The following is a 19,422-nucleotide window of genomic DNA, read 5'->3' on the forward strand; positions in this document are numbered from 1 at the left end:
GGGAAATGTCTTTAGCGGCGATTACGCACCAGTTGGTAACGGCGGGTCAGGTATTCCACCGGTACGCTCCAGATATGCACCAGGCGACAGAACGGGAACAGCACGAACAGCGTCATGCCCAGCACCATATGCAGTTTAAAAATCGGCGCAACGCCCACCAGATGTTCTGATGCACCGGCGTGGAAGGTCACCACCGCCTGTGCCCAGCCCACCAGCTTCATCATCTCGCTGCCGTCCATATGTTGGGCGGAGAACGGAATGGTCAGCAGCCCCAGGCACACCTGCACCACCAACAGCGTCAGGATCATGATATCGGCAAAACTGCTGGTCGCCCGCACCCGCGGGTTGGTCAACCGGCGTTTCAGCAGCAGCGCCCCGCCAATCAACGTCATTACGCCGCAGGCACCACCGGCGATCATCGCCAGTTTCTGCTTCACGTCGATCGGCAGGAAGGATTCATACATCCAGTGCGGCGTCAGCATGCCGAGGAAGTGCCCGGCGAAGATGCCCAAAATGCCGATGTGGAACAGGTTGGAGGCCAGTCGCATTCCTTTTTTATCCAGCATCTGGCTGGATCCGGCGCGCCAGCTGTATTGGCCGTAATCGTAACGCAGCCAACTGCCGATCAGGAAAATCGCCCCCGCCAGATAGGGGTAAATATCGAAGAAGAACTGATTTAAAAATTGCATGATTAGCGTCCTTTGGTTCCGGTTAGCGCATCCGTCAGGTCCAGGTATTGCGGGGCTACCGCACCGGCAAAGCGCCGTTGGTGCGCCGCCTGCTGTGCCGAAGCACAACCTTCCTCACCTAGAAACTTAACCTGTTCCTCTTCCCATACCGCATCCAGCGCCTGCGGCGTGTCATCGCGGGTTTCTTTTGCTACCTGAGACGTCAGCGCCTGTGCCTGAACGTCACTGCCAGATAGCGCCAGCAGCAGATCAAACAGCACCGCATACGGGCTTTCCCGCTGTAGTAACCGGGCGCCCAACAACGCCAGGATCGGTGCGATGTCCTGTAACCCCTCCGCGGCCTGCTCCTTGCTGCGGCTGGCAAGATACTCCAGGTACAGCGGCAGGAAGTCCGGCAGCTCGCGGCTGTCGATCTCCAGCCCGGCTTCGCGGTATTGCGCCATCAGATCGACCATGGCCTGACCGCGATCGCGCGACTCGCCATGTACGTGCTCAAACAACAGCAACGAGGTGGCGCGGCCCCGATCGAACAGCTCGCAGTATTCAGCCTGCACATCCAGCAACGGACGGGCGCAGAAACGGCGAATAAACAGGATCAACTTCGCGCTGTGGTGCAAATCCAGTTCGCTGGCCGGTTCCAGCGCCTCCACCAGCGCCTGCTGATGGTCAAACAGCGCCTGCTCCGGGTAGTCCAGCAGGCGAGCAATCACTTTCAGGCTGATCATGAGGCATCCTCCTGGCGGGGCGTTTTTTTCGTCACATCAATAGCGTCAATGCGTCGGCTGTTGAACAGGTTGAATTTACCGTCGCTACCCTGGCAGCCGTCACCAAAGCTAAAGCCGCAGCCTTTGCTTTCCGGGAAGGCCTCACGCGCCAGTTCGCGATGGCTGGACGGGATCACGAAGCGGTCTTCATAGTTGGCGATCGCCAGATAGCGATACATCTCCTGCGCCTGCGCTTCGCTCAGCCCCACCTGTTCCAGTGCGCTGGTGTCCACCACGCCGTCAACGGTTTCCGCACGTTTGTAGTGGCGCATCGCCAGCATGCGCTTGAGCGCCAACAGCACCGGAGCGGTATCGCCGGCGGTCAGCAGGTTGGCCAGGTATTGCACCGGGATACGCAGGCTTTCCACGTCCGGCAACACGCCGCTGTGCGCCAGCTCACCGGCATCGGCGGCGGATTGAATCGGTGACAATGGCGGTACGTACCACACCATCGGCAGCGTGCGATATTCCGGGTGCAGAGGCAGCGCCAGCTTCCAGTCCATCGCCATTTTGTATACCGGCGACTGCTGGGCAGATTCGATCACCCCTTGTGGAATGCCGTCTGCCAACGCCTGGGCAATCACCGCCGGATCGTGCGGGTCGAGGAAGATATCCAGCTGGCTCTGGTATAAATCCTTGTCGTTTTCGACCGCTGCCGCCTGCTCGATGCGGTCGGCGTCATACAGCAGCACGCCCAGATAACGGATACGGCCCACACAGGTTTCCGAACACACCGTCGGCTGGCCGGATTCGATGCGCGGATAGCAGAAGATGCACTTCTCGGACTTGCCACTTTTCCAGTTGAAATAGATCTTTTTGTACGGGCAGCCGGTCAGGCACATGCGCCAGCCGCGGCATTTATCCTGATCGATCAGCACAATGCCGTCTTCGCCACGCTTGTAGATCGCCCCGCTCGGGCAGGTCGCGACACAGGCCGGGTTAAGGCAGTGTTCGCACAGGCGCGGCAGGTACATCATGAAGGTGTTTTCGAACTGGCCGTACATCTCCTTTTGCATATTGTCGAAGTTTTTGTCCTTCGAACGCTTGGAGAATTCGCCACCGAGGATCTCTTCCCAGTTCGGGCCATTTTCAATCTTCTTCATGCGCTGGCCGGTGATCAACGAGCGCGGCCGGGCGATCGGCTGATGCTTGCCCTGCGGCGCGGTATGCAGGTTCTGGTAGTCGTAGTCGAACGGCTCGTAATAGTCGTCCAGCGCCGGAACGTCCGGGTTGGCGAATATCTTCGACAACAGGCCGACGCGGCCGCCCATGCGCGGCTCCAGCTTGCCGTTGATTTTACGGATCCAACCGCCCTTCCACTTCTCCTGATCTTCCCAGGCGTACGGATAACCGACGCCGGGTTTGCTTTCCACGTTATTGAACCAGGCGTATTCCATGCCCTCGCGGCTGGTCCAGACGTTTTTACAGGTCACCGAACAGGTGTGGCAACCGATGCATTTGTCCAGGTTCAGCACCATGCCAACTTGCGAACGAATTTTCATTTTGCTTTCTCCTGCTGGCTACCCTGCGAGTCGTCGTTGCCTTCACCATCTAACCAGTCGATGCGGTTCATCTTGCGTACCACCACAAACTCATCGCGGTTGGAGCCGACGGTGCCGTAATAGTTGAAGCCATAGGCCAACTGCGCATAACCCCCGATCATATGGGTCGGTTTCGGGCAGACGCGGGTCACCGAGTTATGAATACCGCCGCGCTGACTGGTGATTTCCGAACCGGGAATATTCACGATACGTTCCTGCGCGTGGTACATCATGGTCATGCCGGCCGGGACGCGCTGGCTGACCACCGCCCGCGCAGTGAGCGCACCGTTGGCGTTAAAGGCTTCGATCCAGTCGTTATCCTCAATCCCCAGATCCTTGGCATCTTCCTCACTCATCCAGACGATCGGCCCACCGCGCGACAGGGTCAGCATCAGCAGGTTGTCGCTGTAAGTGGAGTGAATGCCCCATTTCTGGTGCGGCGTCAGGAAGTTCAGCGCCTTCTCTTTGTTGCCGTTCGGCTTCTGGTTCAGCAACGGCTGCGCGGCACGGGTGTCGATCGGCGGACGGTACACCAGCAGGCTTTCGCCAAAGGCACGCATCCACTCATGGTCCTGATACAGCTGCTGACGGCCGCTGATGGTGCGCCATGGGATCAGCTCATGCACGTTGGTATAGCAGGCGTTGTAAGACACATGTTCGTCTTCCAAACCTGACCAGGTCGGGCTGGAAATGATTTTGCACGGCTGGGCCTGAATATCGCGGAAGCGGATTTTTTCATCTTCCTTGTTCAGCGCCAGATGGCGGTGATCGCGGCCGGTCATCTTGCCCAACGCGTCCCACGCCTTGACCGCAACCTGTCCGTTGGTTTCCGGTGCCAGCGCCAGGATCACCTCGGCGGCATCGATGGCGGTTTCAATCTTCGGCCGACCGGCCGCCGGGCCATCGGCCTTCACGTAGTTGAGTTTTTTCAGGAAGTCGACTTCGGTCTGGGTGTTCCAGCTAATCCCTTTACCGCCGTTGCCCAGCTTATCCAGCAAGGGGCCCAGCGAAGTGAAACGCTCGTAGGTGGCCGGGTAATCACGCTCTACCACCATGATATGCGGCGCGGTAATACCCGGGATCAGATCGCACTCGCCCTTTTTCCAGTCTTTGACGCCATAAGGCTGCGCCAGCTCGGCGGCCGAGTCATGCTGAATAGGCAGCGTCACCACGTCGGTTTCCTGGCCTAAATGCCCGACACACACCTCGGAGAAGGCTTTGGCGATGCCCTTATAAATCTCCCAGTCGCTTTTCGAATCCCAGGCCGGATCGACCGCCGCCGACAGCGGGTGAATAAACGGATGCATATCCGAGGTATTCATGTCGTCTTTTTCGTACCAGGTGGCGGTCGGCAACACGATGTCGGAGTAAAGACAGGTGCTGGACATGCGGAAATCAAGCGTCACCACCAGATCCAGCTTGCCTTCGCCGCCGTTATCCAGCCATTCCACTTCCTCAGGCTTGGCGCCGCCCTGCTGGCCCAGATCCTTGCCCTGAATGCCGTTTTCGGTGCCCAGTAAATACTTGAGCATGTACTCGTGGCCCTTGCCGGATGAGCCCAGCAGGTTGGAACGCCAAACGAACAGGTTACGCGGGAAGTTCTGCGGGTTATCCGGCTGTTCGGCGGCAAAGTTCAGGCTGCCTTTTTTCAACCCTTCGACGGTATAGTCCAGCGGCGATTGACCGGCGGCTTTCGCCTGTGCCGCCAGATGCAGCGGGTTGGTGCCCAACTGGGGTGCCGACGGCAGCCAGCCCATGCGCTCGGCGCGCACGTTTAGGTCAATCAGGCTACCGCCAAAGCGGGTCTTGTCCGCCAACGGCGACAGCAGCTCTTCGGTGCCGACGGTTTCATAGCGCCACTGGCTGGAATGGTTATAGAAGAACGAGGTGCTGTTCATATGGCGCGGCGGACGTTGCCAGTCGAGGCCAAACGCCAGCGGCAGCCAACCGGTCTGCGGCCGCAGTTTTTCCTGGCCGACGTAGTGCGCCCAGCCGCCGCCGCTCTGGCCAACACAGCCGCAGAAGATCAGCATATTGATCAGGCCGCGGTAGGTCATGTCCATGTGGTACCAGTGGTTAACCCCGGCACCGACGATAATCATCGAACGGCCATGGGTTTTCTCGGCGTTGTCGGCAAACTCACGGGCAATGCGGATAATGTTGTGACGTGAGACGCCGGTGATCTGCTCGGCCCAGGCCGGAGTGTAGGCTTTGACGTCGTCATAGTCGGTGGCGCAGTTGGCATCGTTCAGGCCACGATCGAGACCGTAGTTGGCCAGGGTCAAATCGTAAACGCTGGTCACCAACGCTTCGCTGCCGTCCGCCAGGCGCAGGCGTTTGACCGGCAGTTTGTGCAGCAGGATCTCATCCAGCGCCACGCTGTTGAAATGTTCACTTTCGGTACTGCCAAAGTAAGGGAACCCGACGTCGGCCACTTCGTCATGTGCGCCCAGCAGGCTGAGTTGCAATTCGACTTCCTGCCCGTCTTCACCGGCGCGCTGTTCCAGGTTCCATTTGCCCTGCTCGCCCCAGCGGAAGCCAATCGACCCCTGCGGTGCCACCAGCTCACCGTTGCGCTGATCTATGGCGACGGTTTTCCACTCTGGGTTGTTTTCCTGCCCCAGGCCATCCACCAGATCGGCGGCTCGCAGCAGGCGACCGGCGGCGTAATAGCCCGCTTCGCGCGGCTCGAGCATCACCAGCATCGGCATATCGGTGTAGCGACGCACGTAGTCACGGAAGTAGCCCACCTCACGATCCAGGTGGAACTCTTTGAGCATCACGTGGCCCATTGCCAGCGCCATAGCGCTGTCGGTACCCTGCTTCGGATTGAGCCACTGGTCACACAGTTTGGCGACTTCGGCATAGTCCGGCGTCACCGCCACGGTTTTGGTGCCTTTGTAGCGCACTTCGGTGAAGAAGTGGGCGTCCGGGGTACGCGTCTGCGGCACGTTAGAGCCCCAGGCGATGATGTAGGAGGAGTTGTACCAGTCGGCCGATTCCGGCACGTCGGTCTGCTCGCCCCAGGTCATTGGCGAGGCCGGTGGTAAATCGCAGTACCAGTCGTAGAAGCTCAGGCAGGTGCCGCCAATCAGTGACAGATAGCGGGCGCCGGCGGCGTAAGACACCATCGACATCGCCGGGATCGGTGAGAAGCCGATAATGCGATCCGGGCCGAAGGTTTTGGCGGTGTAGACGTTGGAAGCGGCGATCAGTTCGTTCACTTCCTGCCAGCTGGAGCGGACAAAACCACCGCGTCCGCGCGCGACTTTGTAACTTTTGGATTTTTCGGCATCGCTGACGATCGAGCCCCAGGCATCGACCGGGTCACTGTGCAGCGCCTTGGCCTCACGCCACAGTTTGATCAGGCGTTTGCGCATCAATGGGTATTTCAGTCGGTTGGCGCTGTACAGATACCAGGAGTAGCTGGCACCGCGTGGGCAACCGCGAGGTTCATGGTTGGGCAAGTCCGGGCGGGTACGCGGGTAATCGGTTTGCTGGGTTTCCCAGGTCACCAGGCCGTTTTTTACATATATTTTCCAGCTACAGGAGCCGGTGCAGTTAACCCCATGGGTGGATCGCACAATCTTGTCGTGCTGCCAGCGGCTGCGATAGCCGTCTTCCCAGTCGCGGTTGGTGTTTAGCGTCTGGCCATGTTCGCCAGAAAAGGGTTCCGCCAACTGCTTAAAATAGCGGAATCGGTCTAGAAACTTGCTCATCCGGAATTCTCCTGAAGGCTTTCATTGTTATATGAAGTGACATTGCTCAATCTGCCGCCAGCCTACTGAGGCCAGAACTACGGCAAATTGATTGCGATCAAGAGAACGGAGGGAGAATAACGGCGGCAACGGCGTGCCTACCCCTAAAGTATCAGGGCAAGAAGTGGCGCTAATTAATTGAAAATAGAATAAAAATCATGATTTAGATATTCGGCGGGATGTACTGCGACGTGAGTTGAGGTATTTGGGGGTAGGATGCGGGCGGGCGTCCGCATCCCTGGCTGCTATGTTGATGTTAGTGGAGGAAGAAGCTCATTAACCTGCATCCATCTCATGGCCGATCCACTCGCCGCTGTCGCGATTAATAACCCGCAGATATTGCTCATACTCCTGTTCACCGTAGAACAGGTTCAGCAACGGCGTTTTATAAAATGACTGCCACATTTGCCCCAGCATAATCGGCCGACGCGGAACATAGATATTCTCGATCAGGTTATAACCGGTGGCCATCAGCATGAAGCACAGGAAGAAATAGTTAAACCTGCCGCGCATGAACGAGCGATGATGAGCCACGTAGTAAAACAGCAGGAATACCGACGCCACGCTGGCATAGCGGCTGGCCGCCTGCAGCGAACTGGAACACAGAAACACAAACACCACCAGCCAGGCCGCGGTGTTTTTGATGTCCCCCGCCTGGTTACGCATCGGATTCGCCAGCATGAAGACCCCGAGAAACAGCGCCGGGAACAGCACAATCAGGAAGTTAATCATCCCATTGGCATTGCCGGAGGTCAGATAATCGCTGGCATACATGCCGGAGGTATAGACGTCGGAATAACTGTTAATGCCAGAAATCGTAATGTGAGAAAGAATAAACGGCAGTGCGAACTTGGCGGTCAGCAACGCAATGGCGCTAAACACCACCGTCAGCAGGCGGTTTAGCCGCATTACCCGGCTACACAGAAACACCCCGACCAGCAGCATGCTGGAAAAGTGGGTCAGCATGGCGAATAACATCAGGCCGGCGGCCAGCGGCCGATTCTGTTTATGGCAAAACAGCACCATCGCCAGCGTCATCACCGCCATCGAGAAGCCAAAACGCAGCCCCATGCCGATGATAAACGGGTTGATCAGAAACAGCACCGCCAGATGCAGCAATACAAACTGCCTGGCTGAAAACACCTTGCCGGAGTGCAGCATGACAATATTGAGCGCGGCGAGATAGCAGTAAACCGACAGGCCAACGTACAGCCCCGGAATGACGTAAAAAGGGATACCCAGGGTTTTGAAAATATAAAAGTTGGCGTACAGCACCACGTCCACCTTGCCCTGAACGACATCAGCCAGGTTGGTGGCCGAGTTAATCGCATCATAGTTGGCAAAGTGGCGGTAGAGATCGGCCAATGGCGGGATTTTGATAAAGAAGAAGAAAAAACACAGCGCAATCAGCAGATAGGCCACCGTATTTTTCTTTCCCGCCCGCAGGGTGCCAATGCTGTGTAGCAAGGCAAACAGCGGTACCGTCAGCAGCAGCACGCTGCCAATCAGCGTAGAACGTTCAAAGCGCATAATCATCCTCTGGCTAAATAATTCCCTCTCATTGGGAGTATTGCTCATCCGTTAAGGCGATACTGTCCCCTCTCCTTTGGGAGAGGGTTATGGTGAGGGGAAACAGACAGAGCAGAGGCAAAAGCCCCTCACCCCGGCCCTCTCCCACAGGAGAGGGTGACGTTTACCTGACTAATTTCGTAATATCAGAAAGGCACGCCACGGAAAAACACATTGCGGATGATATTCTTCATATAGACCCCAGCCATCAGGCCGCTATTGACGTAGACAATGCCCCTTAGCCCGTATAACACCCCAGCCAGACGGCTCTTGCCGTCGGTAATGATGCGCGAGTTAATGCAGGTGTGGCGCAAACGCATGATGTTGCGCGCCCGGGGCGAGATCTGCGGCATCAAGCGCTTTTCAAACTGCATTTTATTGCGGTAACCCAGGATGCCTTTCGGGCTGGAGGTGATGCGTTCACCATCATGATCGTTGTGCACTGCCAGGCGTTCATGCAGCGTGCCGATGTTCGCCCCGGCCGCCAACAACCGGTACAGGAAGATATGATCCTGGTAGCGCGGGGTATTAAAGAAACCGCGCACCGCAATCGCCATGCTGCGCCGCATCATGATCATCGGCGTGTAGGCCACCCCGGCCAGCATAAAATCTTCCAGCCCTGCGCAACGCGCCCGGTAATAATGCTCGGCGCTGATCTGCCCGTCCTTGAGAATATCCATGTCGCACAGGCTGACGTCGTAATTGCCCTGCTGCATAAACGCCAACTGACGGGCGATTTTTTGCGGATGGTAGTAGTCGTCATCATCCAGAAAGGTAATGTACTCGCCGCGCGAGCGCAGGATCCCGCTGTTACGTGCCTGTGCGCCCCCGCCGTTGTGGCGACGCGGGTAGTAAATGATCTGCCCCTGCTCGATATAGTCGGCCAGGCGTTCGCGGGTCGCCAGGCGATGCGCATCGCCCTGCGGGTTGTCATCCACCACGATAATTTCCAGCGGGCGATGGGTTTGCGCCAGCACGCTGTCGATGGCGCGTGCCAACAGTTCACTGCGGCCATAGGTGGGTATGATGACGCTGACGGTAATACTCATAGTTTTATTTCACCCGTAGGTTATACAGCCGGGCCATCAGGTAGTAAGCCAGCGGGCTGCGGTAAAACAGCCGATTCTTGCGGCTCAGCATTTTGCGCTCCTCTGCCCGCAGGCCGGAGTAGCGGCGTTTCAGCTCGCGGGTTTCGCGCAGCGCGTCACGCAGCCCGAAAAAATCCAGCCCCACCAGCAAACGCGCCTTCAGCGTGGTAACGAAGAGCACGGAGTACAGCCCATGCCCCACTCCCTCCCGGCGTCCCATGTCGGCACCGCCGAGCGCATAATCCAGATCGTCCAGATCGCGTCGTTTGGGCGCACGCGTAATGCCATTCGGGTTGGCGCGGTAACCCACCAGCGGCGTGTCGCACAACACGATACGTTCCGCTTTCAGGTACAGTTGCGGGATCAGCTGAATATCTTCGAAATTGCGCCCCGCCGGGAAGCGGGCCTGCTCGAACAGCGTTTTGCGGTAAATACGCGCCCAGGCGTACCACAGGCTGCGGTTGAAGCTGTCCGCCAGCAGCGCCATATGGGCATCACGCTGCTGGGGGGCGGCATTGCCCGGTACGATGGCCAGGGTGCCGTCCGGCTGGATCTTGCCGTTGTTGAAAGCCGAAAAACGCTGGGCATTGAAGGCGACGATGTCTGCCAAAGGGTTATCCGCCAGCAGGCGCCCCAAAATGCTGAAATACCCTTCCAGCAGCACATCATCGGAATCGAGGAAGCCGATATAGAGTCCTTCGGCATGGGCAATGCCGCTGTTGCGCGCCTCGCTCAGCCCCTGGTTTTGCTGACGCAGAATACTGACCCGCAGTTTGTGCTGCGGATAGCGGCACAGCACCTCTTCGGCAATACCGATAGCGCCATCCGGGCTGCCGTCATCCACGATGATCACTTCCGCCCAGTCCGGCAGTTGTTGCAGCACTGAGCACAGGCAAGCCTCAATATAAGCCTCGACCTTATACACCGGAATAATCAGGCTCAGAGTGATATTCATGATCGGTTATCCTTTCTTTTCTTTTTGAAGTTGCACCCAAACTGCCCGGCTGCCCATCGACGGCAACTCAGCCTCAATCTGCCGTTGCCCTTGCGCCTGCCAGCCCGTTGGCAAATCAAAGCGCGCCGACATCGGCCGGTAGTAAGGGTTGGCGATCAGCACCAGGCCCTTATCACCGTCGATAAACAACCTTGCCGGGATGGCGGTATTGTTGCCCTGCAGCAGGGTGCTTTCGCCGGAAAGCAGGTAAGGGTTAAAGCTGACAATCTGCTGCGCCACGCTGGCCACACCCCGCCAGATAGCATCAAACTCCTGCTGGCTAAAGCCGCCGCGTTGGCGCTTGTAGAACAAGTCGGTATAGGAATAAAACAGGATGCCTTTAGCGCCGCCAATCAGCCCCAGCCAGGCCTGATTGCGCATCTCCGCCTCCGTCGGTTGGCGCGGTTTACGCCCCGGCGCATAAGCGGCGTGATCCATAATCTGCATCACCAGCCAGGCCCCTTTGACCTGCCGCGCGACCTGGCTGGTAATGCGGCTGTACTCCAGCGTCCGCGTCAGATCGGCGTCTCTGCCGACCGGGTAAGGATCGCTGGCCAGCACGTCCGAACTGTTGAAATAGGCGTTGAGCGTGCCGGTCTTGTCCAGCACCTGGAACGTCAGGTGATCCGGATCCAGGCGTTTTACCTGCAGATGCTTTTGCTCAATTTGCGGCACGTATTCCGGCCCCAGCTCATCGTTGATATACCAGGCCAGCAGGTTCGGCTGGTGTTTAAACCTTTCCACATAGCTCGCCGTCAGTTGCGGATAGCTCATTTTGGTTTCCGGCGCAAAGCGGGTGCCGGCATACATGTCCTTGAGTGAGAAAATCACCTGCAAACCGTACTGCTGGGTTTTGCGGAAATAGTTATCAGGGTCACGTCCGGTGCCGTAGTTGTAATTGAGCAAGGTGTTGAAACCGGCATCGCGGATGCGTGCCAGATGCTCATCCGTCACCATCTCGCCGTACATATAAATACCGAGCGGGAAGAAACGTTTGCCCTGTTTCAGGGTATAGCCCTGTGCATCCAATGCCACTTTGGGCTGTTCACGGCCGACGCTGATCGGCATTTCGCTACTCTGGCTGCGCTGTGAAGCCACGTCCGTCACCTGCTGCTGTAGACGATACTCCCCGGCAGCAAGACCAGCAGGCAGCGGGAACTCCACCTGCTGTTTTCCGCTAATGCGGTAACGGCGGCTGTCGTGTTTCACGGCGGTGTTTTTGTCGTCAACCAGCGTGCTGTCCACCTGCACCTGCTGCGGATCAACCACTTCGATCAGGCTCGATGCCGTCCCCTGGCTACTGCGCATCTGGTAGAGCTCCGGCGCGACCGGCTGCTGACAGGCGTAGACGTCATCAAACCAGGCGCTGCCGGTAGTACCCTGGCGCAGATAAACACCCAGCACTACTTTCACCGCCCGCGGCGGCACCCGAAAATCCCCCGTGACCGGCTGCCAACCGCTGGTGCCCAGCAGGCCCTGCGGATAGCTGCCGGCCAAAAAACGCCCCTGGCTGTCATAGCTTTCGATAAACACCCCGGCACCCTGATTCTCCCCCTTACCCTTCAGGTTCTCACCGCGCACCCAGGTGCCAAAAGCCAGCTGCTGACCCGGTTTAACCGACAGCGTCTGCAGCATATTGTGGTAGTTGGCGGGGTTGTGATTTTGATAGAACAGGCTGCTCCGGCCACCGTGGCCGCCCGCTACCACCTGTGCCGAGGCCAGTGACCAGCCCGCGCCCCCCTGCTCGAACCCGGGATCCTGCAGCAGGTTATTACCGCAGGGGGCGGCATTGGCCAGCCCGGAGCCTACCAGCAGGCAGGCGGTGGTTAGCTTGCTGAGTTTCATTGGCGTTTCATCACCGCGTTGTACAGATAAGAGAAGAACAGATAGCAGGACTTCTGGTAGGAAAGCCCCAGATGACGGCGATAAATCTGCCATTGCCAGTCGGCCGCCTGAATTTTATTGCCGGACAACGACTGTGCAGAAAGACGGTAAAAGGCCAGCGGCTCGGGTATGCAATACGCCAGGTGGTTACGCGCTTTTTCCAGCACCGACAGCCACATCACGTAGTCCTCGTGCCCGACCTTGCTTTGGTACACCTTGCCGACCTGGCGCTGGTTATACATCCCGGTCAAATTGCCGATCCAATTGCTTTTCAGCATGTCCCGGTAGGCGATGATCTCCCCGGAACCGCGGTAGTTTTTCACCCGCGCCGGGTCATCTTCAAAGGTGTAATAGTGCGAGCACACCACGTCATAGCGGTCGGTTTTCAGAATGCCGACCTGGCGTGCCAGCTTGTTCGGGTGCCAGACATCATCGCTGTCGCAGAAGGCAATATAATCGCCACGCGCCGCTTCTATCGCGATATTGCGGGTTTCGGCCACGCCCTGGTTGGTGTTGTTGCGAATGTAAGTCAGGCGATCGTGAATAAAGGGTTTCACCACCTCAGCGGTTTGATCGGTGGAGGCATCGTCGATCACATACAGGTGATAATCCTGATAGGTCTGGTTCAGCACCCCGAGGATCGACTGTTTGATAAAGCCTGCGGCGTTGTAAGCCGGCATGATAACTGAAACTTTTTCCATCTTAACCTCCAGCGATAAGCTGTTGCCATTGGGGATAAATCCGCTCAGGGATGAACTGTTGCGCCCGCTCCAGCGAGCGCAGGGAAAAACGTTGACGCAATTGGCCGTCGTCGATCAGCGCCAGCGTGCGTCGGCTGAAGGCCTCGATGTCGCCCTCCGCCACCAGATAGCCATTGCCCTCGTCATCGATCAGCTCAGCTGGCCCGGTCTGGCAGTCAAACGCCACCAGCGGCAGGCCGAAGCTCATGGCTTCAATCAACACCATCGGCAGCCCCTCGTAACGCGAGGTCATTAACAGCATTGCCGCCTGGCGATAGTGGCCGGCAATGTCCGCGGTCGCCGGCAGCAACTTCACCTGTTCAGCCAACCCGGCGGCGTCAATCTGCTGCTGTAACGCCGCCCGATCCGGGCCATCACCGACGATATGCAGTTGCCAGCCCGCCGTTTGCCGTGCCACCCGTTGCCAGGCGGCTATCAGGCGATCAAACCCTTTCTGATGGCATAGCCGACCGACCGCCAGCGCCACTGGCTGTTGCAACTTCGGCTGCGGCGATTGCACCGGGAAGGGAGAAACGTTTTCGATCACCAAACATTTGCGTTCAGGCACCCAGCGGCTGATGGTGGCCAGATCTTTTTGGGTCAGCAGTACCGTGCGGTCGCCCAACCGATAAACCAGCACCTTCAGCCATTTCATCGGCCAGGCGTATTGATGGAAACTGACGTGCTCACTCAGCAACAGGCGGCTGTGCGGACACAGTAAACGCAGGTACGGCACCATCAGCGACGAGAGTTTTCCCATCGAAACGGTGATAATCACGTCATAACGGCCGCGCCGCAGAAACCACGCCAGCCGCCAGGGCCACAGCAGCGTTCTGCCGGGCATAAAGCGCAGGGTCACCGCGGCGTCCAGCGGGTAAAATGCCCGGTCACCGCTGATCGACACCAGTTCCACCTGATGCCCCAAACGCGTAGCCAACGCATTGGCCAGGCTGCTGGCGACCCGTTCGGTACCGCCTTTTTCGGCGATGTTCTCAATCACGATTGCTACTTTTCGTTGCTGCATGTCATCTCCGAAATCCCTCACGGGCGCTGCGTAACAGACGTCCCCCCAACGGAAACAGCCCTAGCCTGGCCAGGCAGTCGCCGTACAGTTTGATCGCCCTGAACTTGCTGCTCAGAGCCTGGCGTTCCGTGCGCGATGAGTAATAGTTGAAAGCCTGCAGGTTCTCGCTGTACAGCGAGGCCAGCAGGTGTTTGCAGGCAAACCCGCTGATGTAACGGCCACTGGCATTCAGGTAGGCATCAATAAACTGTTCGCTGTCGTCGAGGTTCATCCGGCAACGATCCGTATCGGCATCACCGCAGCGGATGAACACCCCTAGCCCTTCGTCAAAGGCCACTTTGGCCCCCAGATTGGTGGCATTGACCAAAAACCCCCAGTCCTGGTACTTGTAGAGGAACTCCGGGAATAAAAACCGTCGGTCATCTTTTTTACGCAGACTGATGGTGGAGGTGCGAATATCCCCCATGTCGAGAAATAAAAAATCCGCCCCTGCCGCCCCCTCCTTGTAATCAAATCGATAGCTGCGAATATTTTTGTCACTCACCGTGGCGTAATTACCAAAAATAATGTCCAGCCGGGTGTCCTGATGGCGTTCCAGGCGGCGGATAATATAGTTGGTACTAAAGGAGTCCTCCGGTTCCAGAAAGAAAACCACTTCCGCACGCGCCAGACGAAAACCGGTATTACAGGAAACCGCCGTATTACTGCGAACTTTATTTTCATGTAACCGTGCCCGGCGATTGGCGGCCAATAAGCCGCGCATATTATCCAGCTCTGGTTGGTCGGAAGCATTATCAACCACGATAATTTCATAATCGAACCCCAGGCAGGCATTAGTCATCCTGACTAATGTGGCGGCCAAACTGGCTGAGTTGTTAAAAACGGGCATGACAATCGATAAGTCCATTTATTACCTCAACAATATATTATCATTTGGCAAAACAGCATTATTGCCAACGGAATAGTTTGTTATCCCAGAATATCCTTGTCCGGTTATTACCCCCCGTCCTGACGCGGGTAAAATCCGCGCAGCCTACCGGTTATTCAACTACTCCTGGAAATAACCTCCCCACTCCTGTTCAATGGTTTCTGGCGTCAGCCTTTGCAGGCCGGCCCCCGGGGTGAATGTCAGCTCGCCAAAATAGATACGTTGCTGCACCTGATAAAAATCAACACGTACATAAGAGAATTGCTCGGCGACCTGGTGTGCCAACGCCAGCATCAGCTCCAGCCGGCAGGGTTTATCCATCGGCACTTCGCTGTTGGGCACGCCCAGGCGGATTTCGGTACGGTTCCAGTCGGCGTCAAAAAAGTCACGCCGGTGATCAATAAAACGCTGATAATCAATCTGGATGAAAAACCGCACTTCACCGCCGCGATTAAAGCAGTGGACCTTGATGTCATTCGGCGTTTTGCCGTCTTCCAGCAACATTTTTTCCACCATTACACAGGGCGGAATATCTTTATAATGGCGCTCGCGGTAAACCTGATAAAAATTCTGCCGCAGCCAACTGTTGGTCAGGACTCTTAGCTCATTAAAACTGGTCTGGCTCTTATCAAAAACCAGTTTGTTATAGCCACTGCCATGGTTGGCTTTAATAACGAATGCATCAGGCAATGCCTCATACATTTCCTCAGTCAGTTCTTTTCCCTGTGCGTAAAGTTCAATCAGGTACTCTTCCCCCCACAGTTTTTTAATATACTCCCGCACCTGATATTTATCGGATAATTGCGTGTACATTGCCAGGGGATAGACTTTTCTACGCATCAGTTTTTCGCTATACCCCACCGGTCTGGCCAAATGCGGCATCTTGCGGAAAAATAATGCGTACTTTAACTGATGATATAGTGCATCGGGTATATTACGGTAAAAACCCTCCACCAGATTATTTAGCATAAAGTTCTCGCACCTTCCCTATTAGTTGAGGTAAACAACGGTAGCAGGTCACCTGCAGCCGGGTAATTTGTCCTCTTCTGAAAAAACCATTAAGTACAAAAAATGAAATAAACTCGGTGATCAGCGTTGCAACCGCCGCGCCCGCAATGCCGTAACGCGGGATCAACACCAGATTCATCAATACATTGGCCAGGGCGGCCAGCGGCATTTTTATCGCGATAAACCGATAGCCGCCGAACAGCACAATCGCCCGATAAGAGACGGTGCCCATCACCGAGAACAACGAAGTCACCGAACACAGCGCCAGGATAGTGGCGGTTTCACGGTAGCTGTCGCCAAACATCAGCGCCACTATTGGCCCGGGAAACAGCGAAAGCAGCAAAATCACCGGCATCGAAAGCAGCAGCACCACCAGATACAGCAGCCGGATACGCCCTTCCTGTTCGAGCAGCGTGCGGGCATTCGCCACCCCGGGCATCATTGAGGTGATCAGCGCAATCGGCACAAAGATCCAGCCCTGACTCAGGGTGATGGCGGCGCTGTACAACCCGACGCTATGTTCCCCCAGATAGTTACCGATCATGATTTGATCGATACGGGTGTAGATGACTATCGACAGGCCCGAAACCGCCAGTGGCAACCCTACTTTCAGCAGGTAACGTCCGTAACGCCGTTGATGACGCCTGGCGATCGGCCGCATGCCCACTTGTTCACGGCGAAACAGCAGCCAGCGCACCGCGTAGGGGATCAGGCTGCTCAGCACATAAGGCACGGCAAACCACTCCAGCGGCAGTTTGGCATGCACCAGCGCCAGCCGAACCACGATCGACAGTAACAGCGCCAAATTGTTGATCAGCGTGTTCAACTTAGATTTCAGCAGGGCGTCGTAATAAATCTTATAAACGTCCTGTACCGAAAAATAGGCGCTGAACAGCATCAACGCCATCATGATCTGACTGGTACGATCCTGCGTCAGCAATGCCCAGGCCATCAGCGGTATGGCGATCAACGCGAACAGTTGCCGCCGCAGGCGCATCGAGGCCAGCATCAGCCGGATGCCGCTGTGCCGGTGCCGGGCTACGCGGTTAAACAACACCGCGTCGGCCCCCAGCTGCACCAGCGGTACGGCAATGGCGATCACCGACAGCAGGTAGTTAATCAGCCCGTATTGCGCCGGCCCCAGGTAGCGCGCCACGTACACCGAAACAAAAATGCCTGACAGGCTCAGCGATACCCGTTCCAACATCAACCACAGGGAGTTCATCAGCATCGCTTTCATGCGGTTACTGAACCTTTTCCTGGTGGCTGGGGTAAGCAAAAGCATAGTAACCGGCATCGGTGGCGGTTTTTTTCACCATGCCGTTGAGGATCACCCCTTTAATCGTCACGCCGTTCTGCTCGAAGCGACGGATACTGGTTTCAATCTGTCTGACGGTGTTGACCTCAAAACGCACCACCATCAGCGCCGTACCGGCATGATGGCCAACGATGGCGGCGTCGGTTACCGCCAGTACCGGCGGCGTGTCGATCAGCACCAAATCGTAATTTTGCCCCGCCCAGCGCAGGAAGTCGGCAAAGCGCTGATGCATCAGCAATTCGGACGGGTTCGGCGGCACCTGGCCACGCGGCACAAAGTCCAGATTGGCGATATCGGTTTTCTTCACCGCCTGGTCGGGTGCGATCAGTCCGGACAGCATGTCTGAAAGACCGGCCTTGGCGCTGTTGTTCAACCAACGGTGCAAAAAGCCTTTGCGCATATCGGCGTCGATCAACAACACCCGCTGACCGGCCTGAGCGATCACCACCGCCAGGTTGGTACTGGTGAAGCTTTTGCCGCTGGCGGGGCTGGCGCCGGAAACCATCAGAATGTTGTTTTTGGCCTCCATCATGGCGAAGTGCAGGCTGGTGCGCAGGCTGCGGATCGCCTCAACGGATAAATCTTCCGGTTCCTCCTGCGCCAATATCGGCAGTTTGCCGCTGCCGTGTTTAGTCAGCAGTTGCTGCTGAGCGCGGTTGCGCTTTTGCTGCCATGGCGACAGTGGCACCGTGGCGTACACGCTGATACCGCGCTTTTCCAGCGTATCGGTGTCACCGATGCCGCGATGAAGCGCGGTGCGCAACACCACCACCGAGGCTGACAGCACGCCCCCCATAAGCAGCGCAAACAACACAATCATCGCCTTTTGCGGCTGCACCGGGCGCAGACCGGTTTCCGCCTCATCGATAATGCGGATGTTGCCCACCGTGCCGGCCTTGCTGATGCTCAACTCCTGCTGTTTGTTCATCAGTTGCATATAGACCTGCTGGTCCACCTGCACGTCGCGGGTTAAGCGCAGAATTTCCTGCTGGGTTTTCGGCAGGCTTTGTACCTGCTTGCCAAGGCGGGCTTTTTCCGCTTCCAGCGTGGCGCGTTTTTCCAACAGCGCCCGATAGGCCGGATGCACACGGGTATAAAGCTTGGAGATTTCCGCCTCTTTGAAGGTCAGCTCATTCAACTGGCCTTCAAGCTGAACCTGGGTATCCAGCACCGATTTGGCCTCGAGTGACAAATCCACCGAGTCGTTTTGCTGACGGAACTGATTAAGCTGATTTTCGGCGTTGTTGAGCGAGCTCTGAGTACGAGGTAACTGCTCGTGCAGGAAGGCCAGCATGCGCTGCGCCTCCTCGGTTTTGCGATCCACGTTCTGTTGCAAATAGTTGTCGGTGATGCTTTTGAGCACCGCCTCTGCACGCTGCGGATCCTCCCCCGCCAGGCTGAAGGTCATGATGCCGCTTTCCTTGCCGCCGGGGGCAACGTCAAGCATATTGCGCAGGTCATCCACCGCTTTCTGGCGCGGCACGTTAACTATAGTGAAAGTCGTGCCCGGCAAGGCCTCCAGCGCGGTCACATTCATTGCCCAACTGCCCTGCTGCAGGGCTTGCCCCACGCTGCCGCTGAACAATTTTTTGCCGTCATGGCTCAGGCTATAACGCTGTTGATCTTCTGCGGTCAGGGTCAGTTCCTGGCCCTGCATGACCGCCGGCACCTTCATGCCGGAGATGTTCAACAGCGGCGGCGTTTCACCGCTCAGGCGGGCAATGCCCTTGCCAAGCAGCGGGAAGTAATCCGGGCTGATACGCACAGTCAGACCAAGATCGTCGACGGTTTTGCCAATCACGTAGCGCGATTTCGCCAGCGAAACTTCGTCCTGTGTCGCCGAGTTCTGCCCGATGGAGCCGCCAATAGAGCTGTCCAGCGTTTCACGCAGCAATGAATCGCCCGAGAGCTGCTTTTCCACCTGTACCAGGGCCGTGGCCTGATAGATTGGCGTCGCCATCAGTGCATAAGCGCAGCCCAGAATACCGGCGACGCCGGTCACCAGCAGAATGCGCCAGCGGTTATCCCACAGCGGGCCAATCAGGCGCTCCCACTCCAGTTTGTCGTCCTGTTCAGCCATCACAATCGGCAATGCGTTGTTCTTCATCATCAGTATT

The 19,422-nt window shown here is 57.1% G+C and carries 14 protein-coding genes; all 14 read right to left on the bottom strand.

Going from position 1 to position 19,422, the window contains the following annotated elements:
• Positions 1-11: 11 nt before the first annotated feature.
• On the bottom strand, positions 12-689 hold the full coding sequence (gene narI / locus SERS4_RS0115430) for a respiratory nitrate reductase subunit gamma (RefSeq protein WP_012145603.1): 678 nt from the start codon (positions 687-689) through the stop codon (positions 12-14).
• Between the two features lie 2 nt (positions 690-691).
• A complete protein-coding gene (gene narJ, locus SERS4_RS0115435) occupies positions 692-1,414 on the bottom strand; it encodes a nitrate reductase molybdenum cofactor assembly chaperone (protein WP_017893162.1) in 723 nt (240 codons plus the stop codon).
• Positions 1,411-2,955 (bottom strand): nitrate reductase subunit beta, encoded by a 1,545-nt coding sequence (narH, locus tag SERS4_RS0115440; RefSeq protein ID WP_017893163.1) that lies wholly within the window; start codon positions 2,953-2,955, stop codon positions 1,411-1,413. The genes narJ and narH overlap by 4 nt, the downstream gene beginning before the upstream one ends.
• Positions 2,952-6,713: a nitrate reductase subunit alpha gene (locus tag SERS4_RS0115445; protein ID WP_017893164.1), complete on the bottom strand. Its 3,762-nt coding sequence runs from the start codon at positions 6,711-6,713 to the stop codon at positions 2,952-2,954. The genes narH and SERS4_RS0115445 overlap by 4 nt, the downstream gene beginning before the upstream one ends.
• Before the next feature lie 315 nt (positions 6,714-7,028).
• On the bottom strand, positions 7,029-8,282 hold the full coding sequence (locus SERS4_RS0115450; protein ID WP_017893165.1) for an EpsG family protein: 1,254 nt from the start codon (positions 8,280-8,282) through the stop codon (positions 7,029-7,031).
• Between the two features lie 185 nt (positions 8,283-8,467).
• Complete coding sequence (locus SERS4_RS0115455; protein WP_017893166.1) at positions 8,468-9,370, bottom strand: glycosyltransferase family 2 protein; 903 nt, start codon at positions 9,368-9,370, stop codon at positions 8,468-8,470.
• Positions 9,371-9,374: 4 nt separating this feature from the next.
• Complete coding sequence (locus SERS4_RS0115460; protein ID WP_017893167.1) at positions 9,375-10,364, bottom strand: glycosyltransferase; 990 nt, start codon at positions 10,362-10,364, stop codon at positions 9,375-9,377.
• A 6-nt stretch (positions 10,365-10,370) separates the two neighbouring features.
• Positions 10,371-12,248 carry a carbohydrate-binding protein gene (locus SERS4_RS0115465; RefSeq protein WP_017893168.1) on the bottom strand — a complete coding sequence of 626 codons (1,878 nt, stop codon included), beginning with the start codon at positions 12,246-12,248 and terminating at the stop codon, positions 10,371-10,373.
• Positions 12,245-12,988: a glycosyltransferase family 2 protein gene (locus SERS4_RS0115470; RefSeq protein ID WP_012145611.1), complete on the bottom strand. Its 744-nt coding sequence runs from the start codon at positions 12,986-12,988 to the stop codon at positions 12,245-12,247. Before SERS4_RS0115470 ends, SERS4_RS0115465 begins: the two co-directional genes overlap by 4 nt.
• Position 12,989: 1 nt before the next feature.
• Positions 12,990-14,051, bottom strand: a complete 1,062-nt coding sequence (locus SERS4_RS0115475) for a glycosyltransferase family 4 protein (protein ID WP_017893169.1) — start codon at positions 14,049-14,051, stop codon at positions 12,990-12,992.
• 1 nt (position 14,052) lies between these two features.
• Positions 14,053-14,958, bottom strand: coding sequence for a glycosyltransferase (locus SERS4_RS0115480; RefSeq protein ID WP_026142416.1), 906 nt, complete (start codon positions 14,956-14,958; stop codon positions 14,053-14,055).
• A 141-nt stretch (positions 14,959-15,099) separates the two neighbouring features.
• Positions 15,100-15,948, bottom strand: a complete 849-nt coding sequence (locus SERS4_RS0115485; protein ID WP_012145614.1) for an ATP-grasp fold amidoligase family protein — start codon at positions 15,946-15,948, stop codon at positions 15,100-15,102.
• A complete protein-coding gene (locus SERS4_RS0115490; RefSeq protein ID WP_012145615.1) occupies positions 15,938-17,227 on the bottom strand; it encodes a flippase in 1,290 nt (429 codons plus the stop codon). Before SERS4_RS0115490 ends, SERS4_RS0115485 begins: the two co-directional genes overlap by 11 nt.
• Positions 17,228-17,231: 4 nt before the next feature.
• The gene (locus SERS4_RS0115495; RefSeq protein ID WP_017893171.1) at positions 17,232-19,415 is read right to left on the bottom strand and encodes a polysaccharide biosynthesis tyrosine autokinase; all 2,184 of its coding nucleotides are present in this window, start codon (positions 19,413-19,415) and stop codon (positions 17,232-17,234) included.
• Positions 19,416-19,422: the final 7 nt, after the last annotated feature.

The organism is Serratia sp. S4 (assembly GCF_000347995.1).
Lineage (GTDB): Bacteria > Pseudomonadota > Gammaproteobacteria > Enterobacterales > Enterobacteriaceae > Serratia > Serratia quinivorans.